Below are 22,449 nucleotides of genomic sequence, written 5' to 3'. Positions count from 1 at the left end.
ATTTATAGCTAATTACCAAACGTATGCTAAAACTTCGCCGCCAACTTGTTTAGCGCGAGCTTCTTTATCTGTTAATAAACCTTGTGAAGTAGACACTAAAGCGATACCTAGACCGTTTAATACTTTAGGTACTTCATTTGTTTTTGCATAGACACGTAGTCCAGGTTTAGAAATACGTTTTAAGCCAGTGATAACACGCTCGTTATCTTTACCGTATTTTAAGAAGATACGGATAATTCCTTGCTTGTTGTCTTCCACGTATTCTACGTCACGTACGAAACCTTCACGCTTTAAAATTTCAGCGATTTCTTTTTTCACGTTGGAAGCCGGTACTTCTAACTTCTCGTGACGAACCATGTTCGCATTACGAATGCGAGTTAGCATATCTGCAATCGGATCAGTCATTGTCATTACATTTACCTCCTTCCCAAATTAGGGGATTACCAGCTGGCTTTTTTCACGCCAGGAATTTGTCCCTTATATGCAAGTTCTCGGAAACAAATACGGCAAAGTTTAAATTTGCGATATACAGAGTGTGGACGGCCACAGCGCTCACAGCGTGTATATTCTTGCACTTTAAACTTTTGTTTACGTTGTTGTTTAACGATCATTGATTTTTTTGCCACGTTTTCGCCCTCCTTGTTTTATTACTTTTGGAACGGCATACCGAATTGTGTCAATAACTCGCGAGCTTCTTCGTCAGAGTTCGCTGTCGTTACGATCACGATGTCCATACCGCGTACTTTTGAAACTTTATCGTAATCGATTTCTGGGAAAATTAATTGCTCTTTAATACCTAGAGTATAGTTACCGCGACCATCGAATGCTTTTTTAGAAACACCACGGAAGTCACGTACACGAGGTAGTGAAATAGCGATTAATTTGTCCAAGAATTCATACATACGCTCACCGCGTAATGTAACTTTAGCACCGATAGGCATACCCTCACGTAAACGGAAACCAGCGATCGATTTTTTAGCTTTAGTTACTACTGGTTTTTGACCAGTGATGATTGTTAATTCTTCTACAGCTGTATCTAATGCCTTAGAGTTTTGAACTGCGTCACCAACACCCATGTTGATTACGATTTTGTCAACTTTCGGCAATTGCATAACTGATTTATATCCAAACTTGCTCATTAGAGCAGGTGAAACTTCATTTAAATATTTTTCTTTTAGGCGGCTCATGTGTGTACCTCCCTTCTCTTATTTACTAGTTAGTCGATTACTGCACCTGATTTTTTTGCAACACGAACTTTTTTACCGTTTTCGATTTTATAACCTACACGAGTCGGCTCGCCAGATTTAGGATCGATTAGCATTACGTTCGAAACGTGAATTGCAGCCTCTTGGCTTACAATCCCACCTTGTGGATTCAATTGGTTAGGTTTAACGTGTTTTTTCACGATGTTTACACCTTCAACAAGAACGCGGTCTTGTTTTGGATAAGAAGCTAGGATTACTCCTTCTTTGCCTTTATCCTTACCAGTGATAACCTTAACTTTGTCACCTTTTTTTACATGCATGCTGTCGCACCTCCTTGATTGGCACTATCATGAAATTAAAGAACTTCTGGAGCTAAAGAAACGATTTTCATGAAGTTGCTGTCACGTAATTCACGTGCAACAGGTCCGAAAATACGAGTTCCGCGTGGTGATTTATCATCTTTAATGATTACGCAAGCATTCTCATCAAATTTGATATAAGTACCGTCTTTACGGCGAACGCCTGATTTTGTGCGAACGATAACAGCTTTGACAACGTCACCCTTCTTAACAACGCCACCTGGTGTTGCCTTCTTAACTGTACAAACAACGATATCACCGATGTTCGCAGTTTTACGGCCAGAGCCACCAAGCACTTTAATTGTAAGAACTTCACGTGCACCTGAGTTGTCAGCAACTTTCATACGACTTTCTTGTTGGATCAATGAGATTACCTCCCTTCGGAAATTGGTTGTTCCGAATTAGTTATTAAATAATAACCGCTTTTTCTACAACTTCAACTAGACGGAAACGTTTAGTAGCTGATAGCGGGCGAGTTTCCATGATACGTACGATATCACCGATTTTCGCTTGGTTTTGCTCATCATGAGCCTTAAACTTTTTAGAGTATTTTACACGTTTACCATAAAGCTTGTGCTTTTTGTGTGTTTCAACTAAAACAGTAACAGTTTTGTCCATTTTATCTGAAACTACGCGGCCCGTGTAAACTTTGCGTTGATTACGCTCAGTCATACTTGAAAACCTCCTTTATCAGTTATTTGCACTGATTTCTCTTTCACGAATAACAGTTTTCATACGCGCGATTGCTTTACGCACTTCGCGAATACGAGCTGTGTTTTCTAATTGACCAGTCGCCAATTGGAAGCGAAGGTTGAAAAGCTCTTCTTTCAGTGATTTCACTTTTAATTCAATTTCAGAAGTGGCAAGGTCACGGATTTCATTAGCTTTCATTAGATTCACCACCAGTTTCTTGACGTTTTACGATCTTACATTTCACAGGAAGCTTATGTGATGCTAAACGAAGTGCTTCACGTGCGATCTCTTCAGATACACCAGCAATTTCGAACATTACTTTTCCTGGTTTTACTACTGCAACCCAACCCTCAGGAGAACCTTTACCAGAACCCATGCGGACTTCTAGAGGTTTTTTCGTGTAAGGTTTGTGCGGGAAGATTTTAATCCAAACTTTACCGCCACGTTTCATGTAACGAGTCATCGCGATACGTGCAGATTCGATTTGACGGTTAGTGATCCAGCTAGCTGTTTGAGCTTGTAAGCCCCATTCGCCGAAAGATACTTCTTTACCGCCTTTCGCTTCGCCACGCATGTTTCCGCGGTGTTCACGACGGTATTTTACGCGTTTAGGCAATAACATATTATTTGCCTCCTTCCACAGATTTCTTCGTAGGAAGAACTTCTCCACGGTAAATCCATACTTTAACGCCTAATTTACCATAAGTAGTGTCAGCTTCTGCGTGTGCATAGTCGATGTCAGCACGTAGAGTATGAAGTGGTACAGTTCCTTCGCTATAGTGTTCAGCACGCGCGATATCAGCGCCACCTAAACGACCAGATACTTGTGTTTTAATTCCTTTTGCACCAGCGCGCATTGTGCGTTGGATCGATTGCTTTTGCGCTCGACGGAATGATACACGGTTTTCTAATTGACGAGCGATGTTTTCAGCTACTAATTTCGCATCAAGATCAGCACGTTTAATTTCGATAATGTTGATGTGTACACGTTTACCAGTTAATTGACCAAGGTGCTTACGAAGATTTTCAACTTCAGTACCACCTTTACCGATTACCATACCTGGTTTCGCAGTGTGAATTGTGATGTTTACACGGTTTGCTGCACGTTCGATTTCCACTTTAGAAACTGAAGCGTCCTTTAAAGCCGTTTCAATATGTTTACGCACTTTAATGTCTTCGTGAAGTAGAGTTGCATAGTCTTTTTCAGCGTACCATTTTGACTCCCAGTCACGAATAATACCAACGCGTAGTCCTATTGGATGTACTTTTTGACCCATGGATTAACCCTCCTTCTTTTCAGATACCACTAGAGTAATGTGGCTTGTACGTTTGTTAATTGCGCTTGCACGTCCTTGTGCACGTGGACGGAAACGTTTTAATGTTGGACCTTCATCAACGAATACTTCAGAAACTACTAAAGAATTGATGTCAAGATCATAATTGTGCTCAGCGTTAGCAACTGCAGATTTTAATACTTTCTCAACGACTGGAGACGCCGCTTTTGGAGTATGACGTAAAATTGCAACTGCTTCACCAACTTGCTTACCTCGGATTAAGTCTACAACTAGACGAACTTTACGAGGAGCAATGCGTACTGTGCGAGCGATAGCTTTAGCTTGTGTCATTAGGATTTACCTCCTCTCAAAATTAGCGTCTTGTTTTCTTGTCGTCTGCACCGTGACCTTTGTAAGTACGTGTCGGTGCGAATTCACCAAGTTTGTGGCCTACCATATCTTCTGTTACGTATACAGGAACATGTTTACGTCCATCATATACAGCAATCGTTAAACCGATGAAGTTCGGGAAGATTGTAGAACGGCGAGACCAAGTCTTGATAACTTGTTTTTTCTCAGAAGCCTCTTGTGCTTCCACCTTTTTCATTAAGTGGTCGTCGACAAAAGGTCCTTTTTTCAAGCTGCGACCCATGTAGGAGCCTCCCTTCGTGATACCACCACGGTTCTCACATAGAACCGTAGTTTAACCACATTATTTTTTACGACTACGGATGATGAATTTATCCGATTTGTTTTTCTTCTTGCGAGTTTTGTAACCAAGTGCTGGTTTACCCCAAGGAGTCATTGGTGATTTACGTCCGATTGGAGAACGTCCTTCACCACCACCGTGTGGGTGATCGTTAGGGTTCATTACAGAACCACGAACTGTTGGGCGTTTACCTAACCAACGAGAACGACCGGCTTTACCGATTTTTACAAGTTCGTGTTGTTCGTTACCAACTTGACCGATTGTAGCGCGGCAAGTAGCAAGAATCAAACGCGTTTCGCCTGATTGAAGACGTACGATAACGTATTTATCTTCACGACCAAGTACTTGAGCTGAAGTACCAGCTGAACGTACTAATTGGCCACCTTTACCAGGTTTTAACTCGATGTTGTGGATTGTAGTACCCATTGGAATGTTTGCTAATGGTAATGCGTTACCTGCTTTAATGTCAGCGTCTGGGCCAGAAATGATTGTTTGACCAACCTCTAGACCTTTAGGTGCTAAGATGTAAGCTTTTGCTCCATCAGCGTAGTTTACTAGTGCGATATTCGCAGAACGGTTTGGATCATATTCAATAGTAGCAACTTTTGCCGGAATGCCGTCTTTAATACGTTTAAAGTCGATGATACGGTATTGCTTCTTATGACCACCACCATGGTGACGAACAGTGATTTTACCTTGGTTGTTACGACCAGCTTTGCGTTTAATTGGTGCAAGCAATGATTTCTCAGGCTTGTTAGTTGTAATTTCCGCAAAGTCTAATGACGTCATATTACGACGACCATTAGAGGTAGGTTTATACTTTTTAATCGCCATGTGTTTTCCCTCCTTCTTGAGTGTTCAAATTATTAAATCCTTTAGTTAGGATTACATTTCGAATAATTCGATGTCTTTGCTGTCTGCAGTTAATTTAACAATTGCTTTACGGCGTTTGTTAGTGTAACCACCATAACGGCCAACGCGTTTGAATTTACCTTTGTAGTTAAGAACGTTTACTTTCTCAACTTCTACACCAAAGATTTCTTCTACAGCGTCTTTTACTTGAGTTTTGTTTGCGCGAGTGTCTACTTCGAAAGTATACTTTTTCTCTGCCATAAGTTCTGAAGAACGCTCAGTAATGACCGGACGTTTTAAAATATCACGTGCTTCCATTATCCAAGCACCTCCTCAACTTTTTCTACTGCAGCTTTCGTGAATACAACTTTTTCGTGACCTAAAAGATCAAGAACGTTGATTCCGTTAGCAGTTAAAACTGTTACACCAGGGATGTTACGAGCAGATAATGCTACGTTCTCATCTAGGTCAGCAGTTACGAATAAAGATTTTTTCTCTAAAGAAAGATCTTTAAGGATTTTTGTGAATTCTTTTGTTTTTGGTGCTGTTAATGTAAGAGCATCAAGAACTAAGAAGTTTTGTTCAACAACTTTAGCTGATAAAGCTGATTTAAGAGCTAAGCGACGAACTTTTTTAGGTAATTTATAGCTGTAGCTACGTGGAGTTGGACCGAATACGATACCACCGCCGCGCCATTGTGGAGAACGGATAGAGCCTTGACGAGCACGACCAGTTCCTTTTTGACGCCATGGTTTACGACCACCACCAGCAACTTCAGAACGGTTTTTAACCTTGTGATTACCTTGACGTAGTGATGCGCGTTGTGCGATTACTGCGTCGAATAATACTGCTTCATTTGGCTCGATTCCGAAGATCGCTTCGTTTAACTCGATTTCACCAACTGAAGCACCTGTTTGACTAAGTACAGATACTTTTGTCATTCCTGTTTCCTCCTTTCTCGAAGTGATTAGTTAGCTTTAATTGCAGATTTAACTGTAACTAGAGCTTTTTTAGAACCAGGAACATTACCTTTAACAAGTAGCAAGTTACGTTCAACGTCAACTTTTACAATTTCTAAGTTTTGGATTGTAACTACTGTGCCACCCATTTGACCAGGTAATTTCTTTTGTTTGAATACGCGGTTCGGAGCAACTGGACCCATTGAACCAGGACGACGGTGGTAACGAGAACCGTGGGACATAGGACCACGAGATTGACCATGACGTTTAATAACACCTTGGAAACCTTTACCCTTAGTAACACCTGTTACATCAATTACATCGCCTTCTGCGAAAATTTCTACCTTGACTTCTTGACCAACTTCGTATTCTTCAACATTAACGTTGCGGAATTCACGAATGAAGCGCTTAGGAGCAGTATTCGCTTTTGCTACGTGACCTTGTTGCGGTTTGTTAGAAAGCTTAATGCGCTTGTCTTCAAAACCAACTTGGATTGCTTCGTAGCCATCTGTATCAACAGTTTTCTTTTGAAGTACTACGTTTGGAGTAGCTTCGATAACTGTTACCGGGATTAAATCACCGTTTTCAGCGAAAACTTGAGTCATACCAATTTTTCTACCTAAGATTCCTTTAGCCATTTGTCACACCTCCTGTAAATTTTAAAAAGTTATATTATTTTTACCATTAAAGTTTGATTTCAATATCAACGCCAGATGGTAAATCAAGTTTCATTAACGCGTCAACAGTTTGTGGTGTTGGGTTAACGATATCAATCAGACGCTTATGCGTACGCATTTCGAATTGTTCACGAGAATCTTTGTACTTGTGAACAGCACGAAGAATTGTATACACAGACTTCTCAGTTGGAAGTGGAATCGGACCTGATACACTTGCACCTGAACGTTTTGCAGTTTCCACAATTTTCTCAGCAGACTGATCTAAAATACGGTGATCATAAGCTTTTAAACGGATACGGATCTTTTGTTTTGCCATTATTTTCCCTCCTTCTCGCCTATTTACTAGACATTCTCCACGAAAATTTTCCCACACACCGCCATGGCAATGCGGCCGGGTGTGTCGGCAACCTCTCGCTTCATCGCAGTCAAAGACCAACATTCAACATTATATACAATAAAAAAAGAATAAGCAAGTCTTTTCGCTAAATTCTTTTAAATGTTGTAGATATTCTTTACTACTAGTATTTATCGCTTATTTAAGCCGTTTATTAGTATATATAATTTCTATCTATTTTGCAACTCATATGATTACTACAGTAGGTATTTTAATGATTTCTTCTATTATAGTAAGTACGCATTTGAAAATCTAAATAAGCAGCCCCATATCAGGAGACTGCCCTTAATAGTTTATAAGAAAAATACACATGCAATCCATCCAAAAATGATAAGCGGAATGTTGATGAATGTAAATGTTGGTACACATGTATCCCAAATATGATTATGCTGCCCATCTGCATTCAAACCCGCTGTTGGACCTAATGTTGAATCTGATGCTGGTGAACCTGCGTCCCCTAATGCACCCGATGTCCCAATTAAACAAATAATCGCAAGCGGACTCATTCCTAACCCTTGTGCGAGCGGTACAAATAAGGTTGCGATAATCGGGACAGTCGCAAAGGAAGACCCAATCCCCATTGTCACGACTAAGCCAATCATTAACATGATAAATACTGCTATGCTTCTATTACCTTCAAGAAGATCTATTGCGCTTGCAATCAAGCTATCCACATGACCAGTCGCATTTATAACTGAAGCGAAACCGTTAGCTGCAATCATAACGAAACCGATGAATGCCATCATCTTCATACCTTCTGAAAGAATTTCATCAGCTTCCTTCCATTTAAGAGCGCCTGTAAAGTACATAATCATGATCCCTGAAAACGCACCGACAATCATAGAATCTGTTGCTATTTGTGCATATAGTGAAATGACTAATGCGATAATTGTAGAGATAATCACACGTTTACTAACGGATACCTGTAATGCATCTAATTTTATATCCGCATTATCGTATTTACGTGGTTTACGGTAAAAGAACAATGCAAATCCTAAACCTACTAACATTCCTATAATAGGAATAGCCATTGCTTTTGGTACATCACTAGATGATGCTTCCATACCAGCGTTTGTTACCTGAGTAGACACGATATCTTGGAAAATAGCTCCGAAACCAGCAGGCACAAAACTATATGTACCGATTAAACCAACTGCAATTAATACTGCAATAAATCGACGATCGACCTCTAACATATTTAAGAGCTTTAAAATCGGAGGAATTAATAATGGAATAAAGGCAATATGAATCGGAATTAAATTCTGTGAGAAAATCGACATCATAAAGATTAATAAGAAGATTAACACCTTCACTAATCCTTTACGATTGCTTTCTCCATTTTTATTTAAAACTTTTAAAATTCCTGTAATTAACAGCTCTGGAATACCTGTTTTTGAAATGGCAATGGCAAAACCACCTAACAAACCATAACTAAGCGCGATTGTTGCCCCTGCTCCTAAACCTTCTGTAAATGACTCGACCGTCGCTGTCATCCCCATACCACTTGTTAACCCACCTGCAAAGGCACCTAATACAAGCGACAACACGACATTGATACGTAGTAAACTTAATATTAACATGACTGCTACTGCTACAATTACTGCATTCATTACTACACTTCACTTTCACACACTAGATTATTAATATAGTAAAGTTTAATATTCTGACAAATGAAAGTCAAGAGATTCTTATCTTTATCATCAAAAAAACAGCATGCCGCATAGCATGCGACACACTGTTGTATTACTTTCCTTCTAATATTATAGATTACAAGGACTCTCGAACAACCTTTTTATAATAACCAACAGAGAGCACTGCAAAAATCGCATATAGTGCAACATAGCAGCTCATCGCAATCCAAAGTGGCGCTGTTAGCTCAGAGCCAAATAAGAACCATCCCGATTTAACTGCAAAATAGCTATGAAGCAGACCAATTAGTAACGGTACACCAAAGTTAAACAGTTGCTTCATATAGATACCTTTCATAATATCTCGTTCACTGAAACCAATCTTCCTTAGGACTGTATAAGAAGCACGCTCTTCTTCGGCCTCAGACATTTGTTTAAAATACAATATGCTACCTGTTGTCATCAGAAATGCTAAACCTAAAAATGCTGTGGTGAAAATTGTTATACCGAAAATTTCAATATTTCCTTTAAGCGCAGTTTCATATGATGGCACTATATAATTTTTCAACTTACCTTCGTCATCAGTAAACGATACATTCCTAGCACCTGATTGCATATACAAATCCTCTGCTACTGTTCTATCGTCTTTATCATCTAGCACAACAATAGTTTGTTTATTCAAGAACGATTGCGAAGGCTGAGTAAGAAATGTTTCGAATAACGCATCTGGTACAATAAAAATAGGAGCGCCACCATTTGTTAAAACACTACTTAAAACTGGTTCATCATTAACCTCTACCACTCGAAGTACCTCTTCAAGCTTACCTATTCTAACGGCCACATCATGATTACTCTCAAGTGGAAACATCTCCGCCATATATCCCCCATAATTTGTGATAATGACTTCATTTTTATTTATAGAAGCACCAGGAACTAACTGCTGGTAATCTGAAACTGGTATTGTAGAAACTGTTCCCTCTTCTTGAAAAAGTGAGTTTTCTCGGCCCTTTTCCGTTAGTAAATCTGAAAGTTTTACTGTTACATTGTGCAATCGAAGATTAATACTCGTATAACCAATCTCTTTGTCCTTAAGACTTTTCAGGAAATCACTTCCATGTTCATCAAATAGTACATAATCACCCGGTACTTGACTATACGACTTCGACTCTGAGGAGTAATATGAAATAAAAGATAAAGTTGTAATACCAAGTGATACACCAGTTAGGACCGTGATGAGTGTTAGTGATTTTGCATTACTTTTCATCCGATGCATAATTGGCGTTAGTGCTAGTACATCACTACCCGATAAATGACCGTTTTTCTTTAAGCGCACACTATTTAAAACAAAGGCTACTGAAAAGCGGAATACCAAGAATGTTCCACCAATTGTTGAAGCTAATATAATGATCATATCCAAAAACAAATTACTCGTTTCATCAATAGTAAATAGTTTTGTTGATGCATAATAGCCATAAATGATAAGAATAAGTCCCAAGAAGCCAATTCCCATTTGCAATGGACTAAATCGTTTTACTCGTTCGTCTGCCTGCTTAGATGCTGTAAACAACGATAATAATGATACATGGTAAATCATCCACGTCATTTGCACCAGGACAATCACTAAAAGGATAGCAAAGACAACAATTGACTGTTGTAAAGCCTCCGTACTAAAACTCATCTTAACAAGTGTCTCTTTTTCTAGTACACGAAGTAAAATCATTGCAAATAGTCGCGAACTAAAGAAACCTACCACAATTCCAATTACTACAGCCCCTACAAAAAGTAAGATGTTCTCAAATGCTAATAAGCGCACAATCAAGCTTTTAGTCATTCCTATAAGTTGATATAACCCTATCTCCTTACTACGACGCTTCATAAATAAATGATTCGCATAAAGGACGAAAAACAGAATAATAAAATATAAAATATACGTCGCAGCCTCAAATCCAGCTGTTGCAGTTCCACTACCTGATACTGTAGCCAAGACATCTTTATTGAATTGCAGTGTTACAAACGAGAAGAACAGCGTCACACTAAAAATAAGCGCGAAGAAATATAAATAGTAATGCTTCATATTTTTCTTCATGCTACGGAACACGAGTTTACTAAGACTCATAACCGTCACCGCCTAGCACACTTTGCGTATGCATGATTTCTTGAAAGAATGCCTGCCTCGTTTTATCACCCTTGTACAATTCACTATAAATTTGCCCATCCTTCAAAAACAACACACGTGTGCAGAAACTTGCAGCAGCTGCATCATGCGTTACCATCATGATGGTTGCTTCCTTTTGCTCATTAATACTTTGCAAGTTCTTCAAAAGCGCCGTTGCTGATTTCGAATCAAGCGCACCCGTTGGTTCATCTGCAAAAACTAGGGATGGATTTGTAATAAGAGCACGTGCAGCTGAAGTACGTTGCTTTTGTCCACCAGAAATCTCATTCGGATATTTATTTAATATATCAGTGATGCCAAGTAAACGTGTCAGCTCCTTTACACGATTCTCCGCAACAACCTTAGGCAGTCTACCTATTGATAATGGCAATAGAATATTTTCCTTCACCGTTAATGTATCAAGTAGATTGTAATCTTGGAAGATAAATCCTAGTTGCTCACGTCGGAAATTCGCCAGCTCTTTCTCCTTCATCCCACGTAAGCTTTGACCATTTATTTCTATAACACCCTCTGTTGCAAAGTCAATTGAACACAATACATTTAATAGTGTTGTTTTACCTGAACCAGATGGGCCCATAATACCTACAAATTCGCCCTTATTAACTTCAACATCAATGCCCTTTAATACTTCTTGAGCAGTTAATTTTTTTCCATAAACTTTCTTAACTTTACGAGCAATTAAAACTGTCACCTCGTCGCTCCCCTTTCGCTTCATTATTTATAGTGTACTGTGTTTACCTCTTTGTTTCGTGCGTTTTTGATGACAATATAAAAAGGTAGGTGACAATTTCGTCATCTACCTGTAAGTTTGACATATTCATTTTGTACAGGAAAACGCAATGTGAATATTGAGCCTTCACCAACAACGGATTGCACACTAATACATATACCTAACTTCTGTGCAACATTATGTGCTAAGTACAAACCCATACCTGTTGACTGGGCAGATTCTCTTCCAGCCGTTCCTGTATATGATTTTTGAAAAATACGTGGCAAATCCTCTCTACGTATCCCAATTCCATTATCCTTAATATGTAATAACTTCGCACCGGAATGATCAACTTCAGTAAAAATCAAAATTTCCGTATTTTCAGGGCTATATTTGATGGCATTAGATAGTATCTGACGCACAATAAATGCTAACCATTTACCATCAGTCATCACAGACTCCTGCAAATCTGACACATCAAAGCCAATATTTTTTCCTAAACACCAGGTCTGCATTGCACGAATTTCCTCATAAACAACTGTACGTAGCATAATTTCATTCATATAATTATCTTTTTCAATTGAAGCAAATCTTGTTTGATGCAGTTGCTGGTCAACTAGTAAATGCAACCTTAACCACTCATACTCTAGCTTTCTTCGTATGGTGGTATCTTCTACTTGCGTTATCATTAAATTTATCGATGTTAATGGTGCCTTTACCTCATGTACCCACGCCAGCAAATCATCTGTATCTTCCTGTAACTGAACTTTCATGTCATTCAATGTAGCATCCTTTTCACGAAATACATCTTCTATTTTGGTAAGGTAGGCTCGCTGAAATGGCGATAGCACTAAGCTTTTACTATGTGGTTCATCTAATTGTGCATCTAGATTTCCCAGGAAATTTTTTACTTGTAATGTCTCTATGATATAACACCATAGTAAAAATACGATAAAGCTGACACACAGCACAATATTCAAATATGCAATTGAAATACCAGCAAACCCCATATCTAATCTAAGCAAAACATTGAGTACCAGTAGCATAACAATATAAAACGCAATCCATGAAAAACGCTCTCTTAAAAACAATCCAATCAAGTTCGTTCACGCTCCTTGCGTCACTGCAATATAGCCAAGTCCCTTTTTTGTGACAATGACATCATGAAGTTCAATTGCCTCTAATTTCATGCGCAAGCGATTAACATTTACAGATAGCGTATTATCATTTACAAAACGTTCGTCGTCCCACAATTTACGCATTAAGTCATCCCTTGAAACAATATGATCGACTTTTTCTACTAACACACGGAGGATAAATAACTCATTTTTCGTTAATGACACTAGCTGTCCATTAAACGTAATTTCGCTTCGAGCGTAGTCGATCACTGCACCATTAAAGCGCGTTACCTCTAATGGCTCTTCTACATAATCGTAAGTGCGACGTAAAATAGCCTGAATTTTCGCCAGTAGTACTTCCATATGAAATGGCTTTTGCACAAAATCATCTGCTCCCATTTGCATTGCCATGACCATATCCATCGGGTGATCGCGAGAAGATAGAAAAAGAATTGGCACTTTAGAAACGCGGCGAATTTCACGACACCAGTGAAAGCCATCATACGCAGGCAATTGAATATCAATAAGCACTAATTGTGGTTTTTCTTTAATAAAATCATCCATCACCTTTTGAAAATTTTGCGGACCTACAATTTGTAGTGACCATTGACCAAATCGCTCTTTAATCATATCAAAAATTGATGGATCATCTTCTATCAACAATACTTTCATTTCCATATCTATCACCTCATTACCAATAATTTTACCATAAAGTAAAATTACAATCTGCAAGAGGCTTCACTTGTAAAAACCATAAGAACGCAAAAAAACCAACTTGTAAGCGTCCCTACAAGTTGGTTTTAGAAAATTAGCGTTAGCTAAAATTATTTTTGGATAGTAGCAACTACGCCAGCGCCTACAGTACGTCCACCCTCACGGATAGAGAATTTAGTACCTTCTTCAAGAGCGATTGGAGCAATAAGTTCTACAGTCATTTCGATGTTGTCACCAGGCATTACCATTTCAACGCCTTCTGGTAAGTTACAGATACCTGTTACGTCAGTTGTACGGAAGTAGAACTGAGGACGGTAGTTAGTGAAGAATGGAGTATGACGTCCACCCTCTTCTTTTGATAATACATAAACTTCAGCTTTGAAGTTTGTGTGTGGAGTGATTGAGCCTGGTTTAGCTAATACTTGTCCACGTTGGATTTCTTCACGAGCTACACCACGAAGTAATGCACCGATGTTGTCACCAGCTTCAGCGTAGTCTAATAATTTACGGAACATTTCTACACCAGTTACAGTTGTAGATTTTGCTTCTTCAGTAATACCAACGATTTCGATAACATCGCCGACTTTAACTTGACCACGTTCAACACGGCCAGTTGCAACTGTACCACGACCAGTGATAGAGAATACGTCCTCTACTGGCATCATGAATGGTTTGTCAGTTTGACGTTCTGGAGTTGGGATGTAAGAATCTACAGCGTCCATTAATTCAACGATTTTTTCTTCCCATTCTGGTTCGCCTTCAAGAGCTTTAAGAGCAGAACCTTTGATTACTGGAAGATCGTCGCCTGGGAAGTCATATTCAGATAGTAGGTCACGGATTTCCATTTCTACTAATTCTAATAATTCTTCGTCGTCAACCATATCACATTTGTTCATGAATACTACTAAGTAAGGAACACCTACTTGACGAGATAAAAGGATGTGCTCACGAGTTTGTGGCATTGGGCCATCAGCAGCAGATACTACTAAGATACCGCCGTCCATTTGTGCAGCACCAGTGATCATGTTTTTAACATAGTCAGCGTGTCCTGGGCAGTCAACGTGTGCATAGTGACGAGTATCAGTTTCGTATTCTACGTGAGAAGTATTGATTGTGATACCACGTTCTTTTTCTTCTGGAGCGTTGTCGATATCAGCGTATGACTTAGCTTCCCCACCCATTTTTTTAGAAAGAACTGTTGCGATAGCAGCAGTTAAAGTTGTTTTACCATGGTCAACGTGTCCGATTGTACCAATGTTAGCATGCGTTTTTGAACGGTCGAATTTTTCTTTAGCCATTAGAGATAGCCTCCTCAAAATTGTATGATTAAATTTTTTGAAAAAATTTTATAGCATGACTTCTGATGGCAAACGGGCCCATCCACCATCTTCAATCATAGCTTACAAAATTAGTTATACTTTATGCAAGATGAAAATTCAATTATTCACCTTTATTTTTTTTGATGATTTCTGCAGCAATTGATTTTGGTACTTCTTCATAATGATCAAATGTCATTGAGAATACACCGCGACCTTGTGTAGCAGAACGTAAAGTTGTAGCATATCCGAACATTTCAGATAGTGGAACCATTGCACGAACAACTTGAGAGTTACCGCGAGCATCCATACCCTCAACGCGTCCGCGACGAGAAGTAATGTTACCCATGATATCACCAAGATATTCTTCTGGAATTACAACTTCAACTTTCATCATTGGTTCTAAGATAACAGCGTCACATTGTTTCGCAGCTTCTTTAAGAGCCATAGATGCAGCAATTTTGAACGCCATCTCATTCGAGTCAACGTCATGGTAAGAACCGAATACTAATTTCGCTTTAATGTCGATTAGTGGGTAACCAGCTACAACACCGCGGTCAAGAGAGTCACGAAGACCTGCTTCTACTGCAGGAATGTATTCACGTGGTACTACACCACCAACGATAGCGTTTTCGAATTCAAAGCCTTTACCTTCTTCATTTGGAGAGAACTCAATCGTTACGTCACCATATTGTCCACGACCACCAGATTGGCGAGTGAATTTACCTTGAACTTTTGCAGAGCTACGGAATGTTTCACGGTAAGATACCATTGGAGCACCTACGTTAGCTTCTACTTTAAATTCACGGCGCATACGGTCAACTAGGATATCAAGGTGAAGCTCACCCATACCTGAGATGATTGTTTGTCCAGTTTCTGTGTCAGTGTGAGCACGGAAAGTTGGATCCTCTTCTTGTAGTTTAGCTAAAGCTTGACCCATTTTATCTTGGTCTGCTTTAGATTTTGGTTCTACAGAAAGAGAAATTACTGGCTCAGGGAATTCCATTGATTCAAGAATAACTAGGTTTTTCTCGTCACATAGAGTATCACCAGTAGTAGTATCTTTAAGACCTACTGCTGCTGCGATGTCCCCAGCGAATACTTTAGAAATCTCTTCACGAGAGTTAGCGTGCATTTGTAGGATACGACCTACACGCTCACGTTTACCTTTAGAAGAGTTTTGCACGTATGAACCTGATTCTAATGATCCAGAGTACACACGGAAGAAAGTTAATTTACCTACGAATGGGTCAGTCATAACTTTGAATGCAAGAGCAGCGAATGGCTCTTCATCAGAAGGACGACGTTCTAATTCCCCATCACCATCAATATCAGTACCTTTAATTGCTGGCACATCAACTGGAGATGGTAAGTAATCGACAACTGCATTTAACATTGGGCGTACGCCTTTGTGTTTGAATGCTGTACCACAGATTACTGGGTAGAATTCTACTGCGATCGTAGCACGACGGATAGCCGCTTTAAGTTCTGCAACAGAAATTTCTTCGCCTTCTAAATATTTTTCCATGATATCTTCATCAACACTTGCAACAGCGTCGATTAATTTTTCACGGTATTCTTCAGCTTGTGCGCGGTGTTCTTCAGGAATCTCACCTTCAGTTACTGCTGTACCTTTTTCGTCGCCATAGAAAGTAGCTTTCATTTCGACTAAGTCGATAATTGCAGAAAACTGATCTTCAGCTCCGATAGGTAATTGGATAGGGTGAGCGTTTGCTTGTAAACGATCGTGTAGAGTTCCTACAGAATATAGGAAATCTGCTCCTGTTTTATCCATTTTGTTGATGAATACAATACGTGGAACACCGTATGTTGTAGCTTGACGCCATACAGTTTCAGTTTGAGGCTCAACACCAGATTGAGCATCAAGTACTGTTACAGCTCCGTCAAGTACGCGTAATGAACGCTCTACTTCTACAGTGAAGTCTACGTGTCCAGGAGTATCGATGATGTTTACACGGTGGCCATCCCATTGGGCTGTTGTCGCAGCAGAAGTGATTGTAATACCACGTTCTTGCTCTTGCTCCATCCAGTCCATTTGAGAAGCACCTTCATGAGTTTCACCGATCTTGTGAATCTTACCAGTGTAATAAAGGATACGCTCAGTTGTTGTTGTTTTACCAGCATCAATGTGAGCCATGATCCCAATATTACGAGTATTCTCAAGTGAGAATTCGCGTTTCATAGGAAATTTCTCCTTCCATATTGGGGTAAAGACTGTATAAAAAACCTTGTGTTAGCCAATTAGCTAACACATAGGTTAAATTACCAGCGGTAGTGAGCGAATGCTTTGTTCGCTTCTGCCATTTTGTGCATATCTTCACGTTTCTTAACTGATGCACCAGTGTTGTTTGAAGCATCTAGGATTTCGTTAGCTAAACGCTCTTCCATAGTTTTTTCACCACGAAGACGAGAATAGTTAACTAGGTAACGAAGACCTAAAGTTGTACGACGTTCTGGACGTACTTCAACCGGTACTTGGTAGTTAGAACCACCAACACGGCGAGCGCGTACTTCAAGAACTGGCATTACGTTGTTTAGAGCAGCTTCGAATACTTCAATTGGATTTTCACCAGAACGTTCTTTAACGATTTCGAACGCACCGTATAAAATCTTTTGAGAAGTACCTCTTTTACCATCAACCATCATTTTATTAATTAAACGAGTTACTAGTTTTGAATTGTAAATTGGATCTGGTAACACGTCACGTTTGGAAACAGGACCTTTACGAGGCATGTGTTTTCCTCCTTTCGAATAGTTATCGATTTATTTTGTGGAAATTACCTTATTGTATTTATCGTTCAAATTTCAAATCTGCTAGCAAGATTTGAAATTCGCGACAACTACCCAAGGCTCATTATTAAGCAACGCTATATAATGTTAAATTATTTTTTTTCTTTAGGGCGTTTTGTTCCGTATTTAGAACGTGATTGTAAACGACCGTTTACACCAGCTGTATCAAGAGCTCCACGTACGATATGGTAACGAACACCCGCTAAGTCTTTTACGCGTCCGCCACGGATAAGAACAACACTGTGCTCTTGTAAGTTGTGGCCTTCACCTGGGATATAAGCTGTAACCTCGATTTGGTTAGTTAAACGTACACGAGCGTATTTACGTAACGCTGAGTTTGGTTTACGAGGTGTCATTGTACCTACACGAGTACAAACACCACGTTTTTGTGGAGATTTAACATCAGTTAAAGATTTTTTAAATGAGTTATATCCTTTGTTTAACGCTGGTGATTTTGATTTCGTGATTTTAGATTGACGAGGCTTACGTACTAATTGGTTAATTGTAGGCATCGGTATTTCCTCCCTTCATTTATTCCTTGTTAATACCACACATCCAGGTGGTTCATTTTTTGGGTAAAAACAAAGTCTTTGTGTTTTATACACAAAAACTACTGTACAGCAATTGCAACGACTGCAGTGCCAACGTGGATCCCACAGGCATTGCCAAACTTTTCTTGAAAACTTAATAAGAATAACTGGTATATCGATTTCTCTCGCGAAAGTAATGGCCAAATCAATTACCCAATTGTCTGCATTAAGTGCCATAAAAAGCTCTTTCACTGAACCAGCTCGCATTGCTTTTACTGCTTGCTTTATACCTTTTGATTGCTTGACCAGCCTATTTTACTTTTTCATAGGACATTTACATATCCTCCAAAGGATAGACAGTTAACTATCAACCTTCAATATATTATCATTATAGAATTCGACTGTCAACCAATATCTAAAAAAGTCCAAAGGGATAATTAAGTAATCATCCCTTTGGCGCTTATTTTGAAGCTTATTCAGCAGAAACCGTTTCTTCTAAATCAAGCTCATCTTTTTCAATACGGATTTGACGGTAACGTTGCATACCAGTACCTGCAGGAACAAGTTTACCGATAATTACGTTTTCCTTCAGACCAAGAAGTTCATCACGTTTACCTTTAATAGCAGCATCCGTTAACACACGAGTTGTTTCTTGGAATGATGCAGCAGATAAGAATGATTCTGTTTCAAGAGAAGCTTTTGTAATACCAAGAATAACAGGACGGCAAGTTGCAGGGTTTTTGCCATTTAACACAGCATCTGCATTTGCTTCTGAGAATTGGTGGATATCGAGTAATGAGCCTGGTAGTAGTTCTGTATCACCAGCTTCAATTACACGCACTTTACGTAGCATTTGGCGAACCATTACCTCGATGTGTTTATCTCCAATTTCTACCCCTTGCATACGGTATACTTTTTGTACTTCTTTTAACAGATACACTTGAACTGTTGAAACGTCTTTTACTTTTAATAATTGTTTTGGATCAATAGAACCTTCTGTCAATACTTGACCACGTTCTACAAAGTCGCCTTCTTGTACTTTCAGACGAGCATTGTAAGGTGCTGGGTATTTACGTGTTTCTACTTCACCTTCAATTGTAATCTCTTTTAGACCTTCACGAATTTCAGTGATGTCTGAAACTGTACCTGCGATATCAGAAATAACTGATTGACCTTTAGGATTACGAGCTTCAAAAATCTCTTGGATACGTGGAAGACCTTGTGTAATATCATCCCCGGCAACCCCACCTGTATGGAATGTACGCATTGTTAACTGTGTACCTGGTTCACCGATTGATTGAGCCGCAATAATACCAACTGCTTCCCCAACTTCAACCTCTTCACCTGTTGCTAAGTTCATGCCGTAACATTTTTTACATACGCCATGTTTTGTATTACATGTAAACGCAGAACGGATTGTAACTTCTTCGAATCCTAGCTCAATAATAGCACGAGCAATATCCTGATCAATTAAACCGTCTTTCGCTAAAATCACTTCACCAGTTTCTGGATGATAGATCGTTTTCTTCGTATGGCGACCAACAATACGTTCGTCTAAGCCTTCGATTAACTCTGTACCTTCCATTAACGCACCAATTGTTAAACCACGGTCAGTTCCACAGTCATCTTCACGAACAATAACATCTTGTGCTACGTCTACTAGACGACGAGTTAAGTAACCTGAATCGGCAGTTTTTAGGGCTGTATCGGCAAGACCTTTACGAGCACCATGCGTAGAGATGAAGTATTCCAATACTGTTAGACCTTCACGGAATGAAGATTTGATTGGAAGTTCGATGATACGACCAGCCGGGTTGGCCATCAGACCACGCATACCAGCTAACTGTGTAAAGTTAGATGCGTTACCACGGGCACCCGAGTCAGACATCATGAAGATTGGGTTTGTATTCTCAAGTGATTTCATTAGTTTTGATTGGATTTCATCTTTCGCTGCACTCCAGCTAGAGATAACACGATCATAACGTTCTTCTTCCGTGATAAAACCACGACGGAATTGTGCTTGAACTTTATCCACTTTGTCTTGTGCGATTGCTAAAATATCACCTTTGTCCGGTAAAACCACGATGTCAGATACACCAACAGTAATACCAGCTTTAGTTGAATATTTGAATCCAAGATTTTTCATACGGTCAAGCATTTTAGACGTTTCAGTAATGTGGAAACGTTTGAATACTTCAGCAATGATGTTCCCTAAGAACTTTTTGCGGAATGGGTTTACAACTGGCGCTGATGCAAAGTATTTGCGAAGTACAGCTGAACGTTGTGCCTCGACTTTTTCTTTTTCATCAAGTTCATTGTAAGCTGCATCAGCTTCAAGTTCTTTTAACGTTTCTTCATCAATTGTTAAGTTAACGAAGTATTTTGCTGGTGTTTCTTGCTCTAAATTGAAATCAGTCGGCTCGTTGATGTAAGGGAATGATTCAGGCAAGATTTCGTTAAAGATTACTTTACCAACAGTTGTTAATAGGAATTTGTTATTTTGTTCTTCTGTAAATGTTTCGTTTTGTAACGAACCTGCTTTAATCGCGATACGTGTATGCAGGTGAACATGACCTGTTTGGTATGCGATTAACACTTCATTTGGACCATAGAAGATTGTACCTTCACCGCGGACACCTTCACGCTCAAGTGTTAAGTAGTAGTTACCTAATACCATATCTTGAGATGGTGTTACGACTGGTTTACCATCTTTCGGGTTCAGGATGTTTTGTGCAGCAAGCATTAGTAAACGTGCTTCAGCTTGCGCTTCTGCTGATAGTGGTACGTGAACCGCCATTTGGTCACCATCGAAGTCAGCGTTATAAGCTGTACATACTAATGGGTGAAGACGAATTGCACGACCTTCAACTAATGTTGGTTCGAATGCTTGGATACCAAGACGGTGAAGCGTCGGTGCACGGTTAAGTAATACCGGATGCTCACGGATAACGTCTTCTAAAACGTCCCATACATCGTTGTTTAAACGCTCAATTTTACGTTTAGCCGATTTAATGTTATGTGCAAGACCACGTTCTACTAACTCTTTCATAACGAAAGGTTTAAATAGTTCGATAGCCATTTCTTTTGGTAAACCACATTGATACATTTTTAAGTTTGGACCTACTACGATAACCGAACGACCAGAGTAGTCAACACGTTTACCAAGTAAGTTTTGGCGGAAACGACCTTGTTTACCTTTCAGCATATGTGAAAGTGATTTTAAAGGACGGTTACCAGGACCAGTTACTGGACGACCACGACGACCGTTATCGATTAAAGCATCTACAGCTTCTTGTAACATACGTTTTTCGTTTTGTACGATGATGCTTGGTGCACCAAGGTCTAATAAACGTTTTAAACGGTTGTTACGGTTGATAACACGACGATATAGATCATTTAAGTCAGACGTTGCAAAACGACCACCATCTAATTGCACCATTGGACGAAGCTCTGGTGGGATTACAGGTAATACGTCTAAAATCATCCACTCTGGCATGTTGCCTGAGTTACGGAATGATTCTACAACTTCAAGGCGTTTAATCGCACGAGTACGACGTTGACCTTGTGCAGTTTTTAACTCTTCTTTTAAAGAGTGTGTTTCATCTTCAAGATCGATTTTGCTAAGAAGCTTTTTAATTGCTTCTGCACCCATTGCTGCTTCAAAGCCAGTACCGAACTTTTCACGGTATGCGCGGTATTCTTTTTCTGAAAGAAGTTGTTTGCTTTCTAAATTCGTTGCACCTGGTTCGATGACAACATAAGAAGCAAAGTAAATAACTTCTTCTAAGGCACGTGGAGACATATCTAGGATAAGACCCATACGGCTAGGAATACCTTTGAAGTACCAGATATGAGAAACTGGTGCTGCTAATTCGATGTGACCCATACGTTCACGACGAACTTTCGCGCGTGTTACTTCAACGCCACAGCGGTCACAAACTACGCCTTTATAGCGTACACGTTTGTATTTACCACAGTGACATTCCCAGTCTTTTGTTGGACCGAAAATACGTTCACAGAATAAACCATCTTTTTCTGGTTTTAGTGTACGGTAGTTGATTGTTTCAGGTTTTTTGACTTCACCATAAGACCAAGAACGAATCTTGTCAGGAGAAGCTAAACCAATTTTCATATATTCAAATTCATTAACATCTATCAAGGAGCCTACCTCCCTTTAGTATAGGTCTTTAAAAAGACTCTTTTACGCAGCTCGACAATCGTTTGCAAAAAATGTGTTTCTTTGACAAAAGATTAAAATTTTTATCTTCCAATAATAAAGAAAAAGTCGGACAGGGCATTAAATCCTGCCCGACTAATTTGAAATT

At 39.4% G+C, this 22,449-nt stretch carries 26 protein-coding genes; all 26 read right to left on the bottom strand.

What is annotated here, in order from left to right; genetic code table 11:
* Positions 1-12 precede the first annotated feature (12 nt).
* The 26 genes from rpsH to rpoC all read right to left on the bottom strand — a co-directional run bounded on the left by rpsH (position 13) and on the right by rpoC (position 22,283).
* Positions 13-411 carry a 30S ribosomal protein S8 gene (rpsH, locus tag ACIQ2D_RS17170; protein WP_008181717.1) on the bottom strand — a complete coding sequence of 133 codons (399 nt, stop codon included), beginning with the start codon at positions 409-411 and terminating at the stop codon, positions 13-15.
* A gap of 29 nt (positions 412-440) precedes the next feature.
* Positions 441-626, bottom strand: coding sequence for a type Z 30S ribosomal protein S14 (locus tag ACIQ2D_RS17165; protein WP_004233656.1), 186 nt, complete (start codon positions 624-626; stop codon positions 441-443).
* 21 nt (positions 627-647) lie between these two features.
* Positions 648-1,187 (bottom strand): 50S ribosomal protein L5, encoded by a 540-nt coding sequence (gene rplE / locus ACIQ2D_RS17160; RefSeq protein WP_402866156.1) that lies wholly within the window; start codon positions 1,185-1,187, stop codon positions 648-650.
* 29 nt (positions 1,188-1,216) lie between these two features.
* A complete protein-coding gene (gene rplX, locus ACIQ2D_RS17155) occupies positions 1,217-1,525 on the bottom strand; it encodes a 50S ribosomal protein L24 (protein WP_053596063.1) in 309 nt (102 codons plus the stop codon).
* A gap of 35 nt (positions 1,526-1,560) precedes the next feature.
* On the bottom strand, positions 1,561-1,929 hold the full coding sequence (rplN, locus tag ACIQ2D_RS17150; protein WP_042478646.1) for a 50S ribosomal protein L14: 369 nt from the start codon (positions 1,927-1,929) through the stop codon (positions 1,561-1,563).
* Between the two features lie 43 nt (positions 1,930-1,972).
* Complete coding sequence (gene rpsQ / locus ACIQ2D_RS17145; protein ID WP_008181723.1) at positions 1,973-2,236, bottom strand: 30S ribosomal protein S17; 264 nt, start codon at positions 2,234-2,236, stop codon at positions 1,973-1,975.
* A gap of 18 nt (positions 2,237-2,254) precedes the next feature.
* Positions 2,255-2,455 carry a 50S ribosomal protein L29 gene (gene rpmC / locus ACIQ2D_RS17140; protein WP_004233646.1) on the bottom strand — a complete coding sequence of 67 codons (201 nt, stop codon included), beginning with the start codon at positions 2,453-2,455 and terminating at the stop codon, positions 2,255-2,257.
* Positions 2,445-2,879, bottom strand: a complete 435-nt coding sequence (gene rplP, locus ACIQ2D_RS17135) for a 50S ribosomal protein L16 (protein ID WP_010860599.1) — start codon at positions 2,877-2,879, stop codon at positions 2,445-2,447. Before rplP ends, rpmC begins: the two co-directional genes overlap by 11 nt.
* A gap of 1 nt (position 2,880) precedes the next feature.
* A complete protein-coding gene (rpsC, locus tag ACIQ2D_RS17130; RefSeq protein WP_402866153.1) occupies positions 2,881-3,534 on the bottom strand; it encodes a 30S ribosomal protein S3 in 654 nt (217 codons plus the stop codon).
* A 3-nt stretch (positions 3,535-3,537) separates the two neighbouring features.
* Entirely contained in the window at positions 3,538-3,882 is a 345-nt protein-coding gene (rplV, locus tag ACIQ2D_RS17125; protein WP_004233639.1) for a 50S ribosomal protein L22, read from the bottom strand.
* Between the two features lie 22 nt (positions 3,883-3,904).
* Complete coding sequence (gene rpsS / locus ACIQ2D_RS17120) at positions 3,905-4,183, bottom strand: 30S ribosomal protein S19 (RefSeq protein WP_004233637.1); 279 nt, start codon at positions 4,181-4,183, stop codon at positions 3,905-3,907.
* A 60-nt stretch (positions 4,184-4,243) separates the two neighbouring features.
* Positions 4,244-5,074, bottom strand: coding sequence for a 50S ribosomal protein L2 (rplB, locus tag ACIQ2D_RS17115; RefSeq protein WP_402866151.1), 831 nt, complete (start codon positions 5,072-5,074; stop codon positions 4,244-4,246).
* Positions 5,075-5,125: 51 nt separating this feature from the next.
* Positions 5,126-5,410 (bottom strand): 50S ribosomal protein L23, encoded by a 285-nt coding sequence (gene rplW, locus ACIQ2D_RS17110; RefSeq protein WP_054767903.1) that lies wholly within the window; start codon positions 5,408-5,410, stop codon positions 5,126-5,128.
* Complete coding sequence (gene rplD / locus ACIQ2D_RS17105; protein WP_402866149.1) at positions 5,410-6,033, bottom strand: 50S ribosomal protein L4; 624 nt, start codon at positions 6,031-6,033, stop codon at positions 5,410-5,412. The genes rplW and rplD overlap by 1 nt, the downstream gene beginning before the upstream one ends.
* Positions 6,034-6,059: 26 nt before the next feature.
* Positions 6,060-6,689: a 50S ribosomal protein L3 gene (gene rplC / locus ACIQ2D_RS17100; protein ID WP_402866147.1), complete on the bottom strand. Its 630-nt coding sequence runs from the start codon at positions 6,687-6,689 to the stop codon at positions 6,060-6,062.
* A gap of 46 nt (positions 6,690-6,735) precedes the next feature.
* Entirely contained in the window at positions 6,736-7,044 is a 309-nt protein-coding gene (gene rpsJ / locus ACIQ2D_RS17095; RefSeq protein WP_004233624.1) for a 30S ribosomal protein S10, read from the bottom strand.
* 371 nt (positions 7,045-7,415) lie between these two features.
* Positions 7,416-8,732, bottom strand: coding sequence for a Na+/H+ antiporter family protein (locus ACIQ2D_RS17090; protein ID WP_402866145.1), 1,317 nt, complete (start codon positions 8,730-8,732; stop codon positions 7,416-7,418).
* 157 nt (positions 8,733-8,889) lie between these two features.
* A complete protein-coding gene (locus ACIQ2D_RS17085) occupies positions 8,890-10,866 on the bottom strand; it encodes an FtsX-like permease family protein (RefSeq protein WP_402866143.1) in 1,977 nt (658 codons plus the stop codon).
* Positions 10,856-11,617 (bottom strand): ABC transporter ATP-binding protein, encoded by a 762-nt coding sequence (locus ACIQ2D_RS17080; protein WP_402866141.1) that lies wholly within the window; start codon positions 11,615-11,617, stop codon positions 10,856-10,858. Before ACIQ2D_RS17080 ends, ACIQ2D_RS17085 begins: the two co-directional genes overlap by 11 nt.
* Before the next feature lie 101 nt (positions 11,618-11,718).
* Positions 11,719-12,735, bottom strand: coding sequence for an ATP-binding protein (locus ACIQ2D_RS17075; protein WP_402866139.1), 1,017 nt, complete (start codon positions 12,733-12,735; stop codon positions 11,719-11,721).
* Positions 12,736-12,741: 6 nt separating this feature from the next.
* Positions 12,742-13,431, bottom strand: coding sequence for a response regulator (locus tag ACIQ2D_RS17070; RefSeq protein WP_483869751.1), 690 nt, complete (start codon positions 13,429-13,431; stop codon positions 12,742-12,744).
* A gap of 146 nt (positions 13,432-13,577) precedes the next feature.
* Positions 13,578-14,765 (bottom strand): elongation factor Tu, encoded by a 1,188-nt coding sequence (gene tuf / locus ACIQ2D_RS17065; protein ID WP_402866137.1) that lies wholly within the window; start codon positions 14,763-14,765, stop codon positions 13,578-13,580.
* Between the two features lie 142 nt (positions 14,766-14,907).
* Positions 14,908-16,986, bottom strand: coding sequence for an elongation factor G (gene fusA / locus ACIQ2D_RS17060; RefSeq protein ID WP_402866135.1), 2,079 nt, complete (start codon positions 16,984-16,986; stop codon positions 14,908-14,910).
* A gap of 80 nt (positions 16,987-17,066) precedes the next feature.
* On the bottom strand, positions 17,067-17,537 hold the full coding sequence (gene rpsG / locus ACIQ2D_RS17055) for a 30S ribosomal protein S7 (protein WP_402756707.1): 471 nt from the start codon (positions 17,535-17,537) through the stop codon (positions 17,067-17,069).
* A gap of 149 nt (positions 17,538-17,686) precedes the next feature.
* Positions 17,687-18,106 carry a 30S ribosomal protein S12 gene (gene rpsL / locus ACIQ2D_RS17050; protein ID WP_010860613.1) on the bottom strand — a complete coding sequence of 140 codons (420 nt, stop codon included), beginning with the start codon at positions 18,104-18,106 and terminating at the stop codon, positions 17,687-17,689.
* Positions 18,107-18,596: 490 nt separating this feature from the next.
* Entirely contained in the window at positions 18,597-22,283 is a 3,687-nt protein-coding gene (rpoC, locus tag ACIQ2D_RS17045) for a DNA-directed RNA polymerase subunit beta' (RefSeq protein WP_402866133.1), read from the bottom strand.
* Positions 22,284-22,449 lie beyond the last annotated feature (166 nt).

It is taken from the genome of Lysinibacillus sp. NPDC097287 (assembly GCF_044761695.1).
Taxonomy (GTDB): domain Bacteria; phylum Bacillota; class Bacilli; order Bacillales_A; family Planococcaceae; genus Lysinibacillus.
This window is presented reverse-complemented; position numbering and strand designations above follow the sequence as displayed.

Bases quoted from the DNA above. Each gene is read 5' to 3' on its own strand.
- rpsH (WP_008181717.1), bottom strand. From the start codon at position 411: ATGACAATGACTGATCCGATTGCAGATATGCTAACTCGCATTCGTAAT.
- rplE (WP_402866156.1), bottom strand. From the start codon at position 1,187: ATGAGCCGCCTAAAAGAAAAATATTTAAATGAAGTTTCACCTGCTCTA.
- rplX (WP_053596063.1), bottom strand. From the start codon at position 1,525: ATGCATGTAAAAAAAGGTGACAAAGTTAAGGTTATCACTGGTAAGGAT.
- rpsQ (WP_008181723.1), bottom strand. From the start codon at position 2,236: ATGACTGAGCGTAATCAACGCAAAGTTTACACGGGCCGCGTAGTTTCA.
- rpmC (WP_004233646.1), bottom strand. From the start codon at position 2,455: ATGAAAGCTAATGAAATCCGTGACCTTGCCACTTCTGAAATTGAATTA.
- rplP (WP_010860599.1), bottom strand. From the start codon at position 2,879: ATGTTATTGCCTAAACGCGTAAAATACCGTCGTGAACACCGCGGAAAC.
- rpsC (WP_402866153.1), bottom strand. From the start codon at position 3,534: ATGGGTCAAAAAGTACATCCAATAGGACTACGCGTTGGTATTATTCGT.
- rplV (WP_004233639.1), bottom strand. From the start codon at position 3,882: ATGACACAAGCTAAAGCTATCGCTCGCACAGTACGCATTGCTCCTCGT.
- rpsS (WP_004233637.1), bottom strand. From the start codon at position 4,183: ATGGGTCGCAGCTTGAAAAAAGGACCTTTTGTCGACGACCACTTAATG.
- rplB (WP_402866151.1), bottom strand. From the start codon at position 5,074: ATGGCGATTAAAAAGTATAAACCTACCTCTAATGGTCGTCGTAATATG.
- rplW (WP_054767903.1), bottom strand. From the start codon at position 5,410: ATGGAAGCACGTGATATTTTAAAACGTCCGGTCATTACTGAGCGTTCT.
- rplD (WP_402866149.1), bottom strand. From the start codon at position 6,033: ATGACAAAAGTATCTGTACTTAGTCAAACAGGTGCTTCAGTTGGTGAA.
- rplC (WP_402866147.1), bottom strand. From the start codon at position 6,689: ATGGCTAAAGGAATCTTAGGTAGAAAAATTGGTATGACTCAAGTTTTC.
- rpsJ (WP_004233624.1), bottom strand. From the start codon at position 7,044: ATGGCAAAACAAAAGATCCGTATCCGTTTAAAAGCTTATGATCACCGT.
- ACIQ2D_RS17090 (WP_402866145.1), bottom strand. From the start codon at position 8,732: ATGAATGCAGTAATTGTAGCAGTAGCAGTCATGTTAATATTAAGTTTA.
- ACIQ2D_RS17085 (WP_402866143.1), bottom strand. From the start codon at position 10,866: ATGAGTCTTAGTAAACTCGTGTTCCGTAGCATGAAGAAAAATATGAAG.
- ACIQ2D_RS17070 (WP_483869751.1), bottom strand. From the start codon at position 13,431: ATGGAAATGAAAGTATTGTTGATAGAAGATGATCCATCAATTTTTGAT.
- tuf (WP_402866137.1), bottom strand. From the start codon at position 14,765: ATGGCTAAAGAAAAATTCGACCGTTCAAAAACGCATGCTAACATTGGT.
- fusA (WP_402866135.1), bottom strand. From the start codon at position 16,986: ATGAAACGCGAATTCTCACTTGAGAATACTCGTAATATTGGGATCATG.
- rpsG (WP_402756707.1), bottom strand. From the start codon at position 17,537: ATGCCTCGTAAAGGTCCTGTTTCCAAACGTGACGTGTTACCAGATCCA.
- rpsL (WP_010860613.1), bottom strand. From the start codon at position 18,106: ATGCCTACAATTAACCAATTAGTACGTAAGCCTCGTCAATCTAAAATC.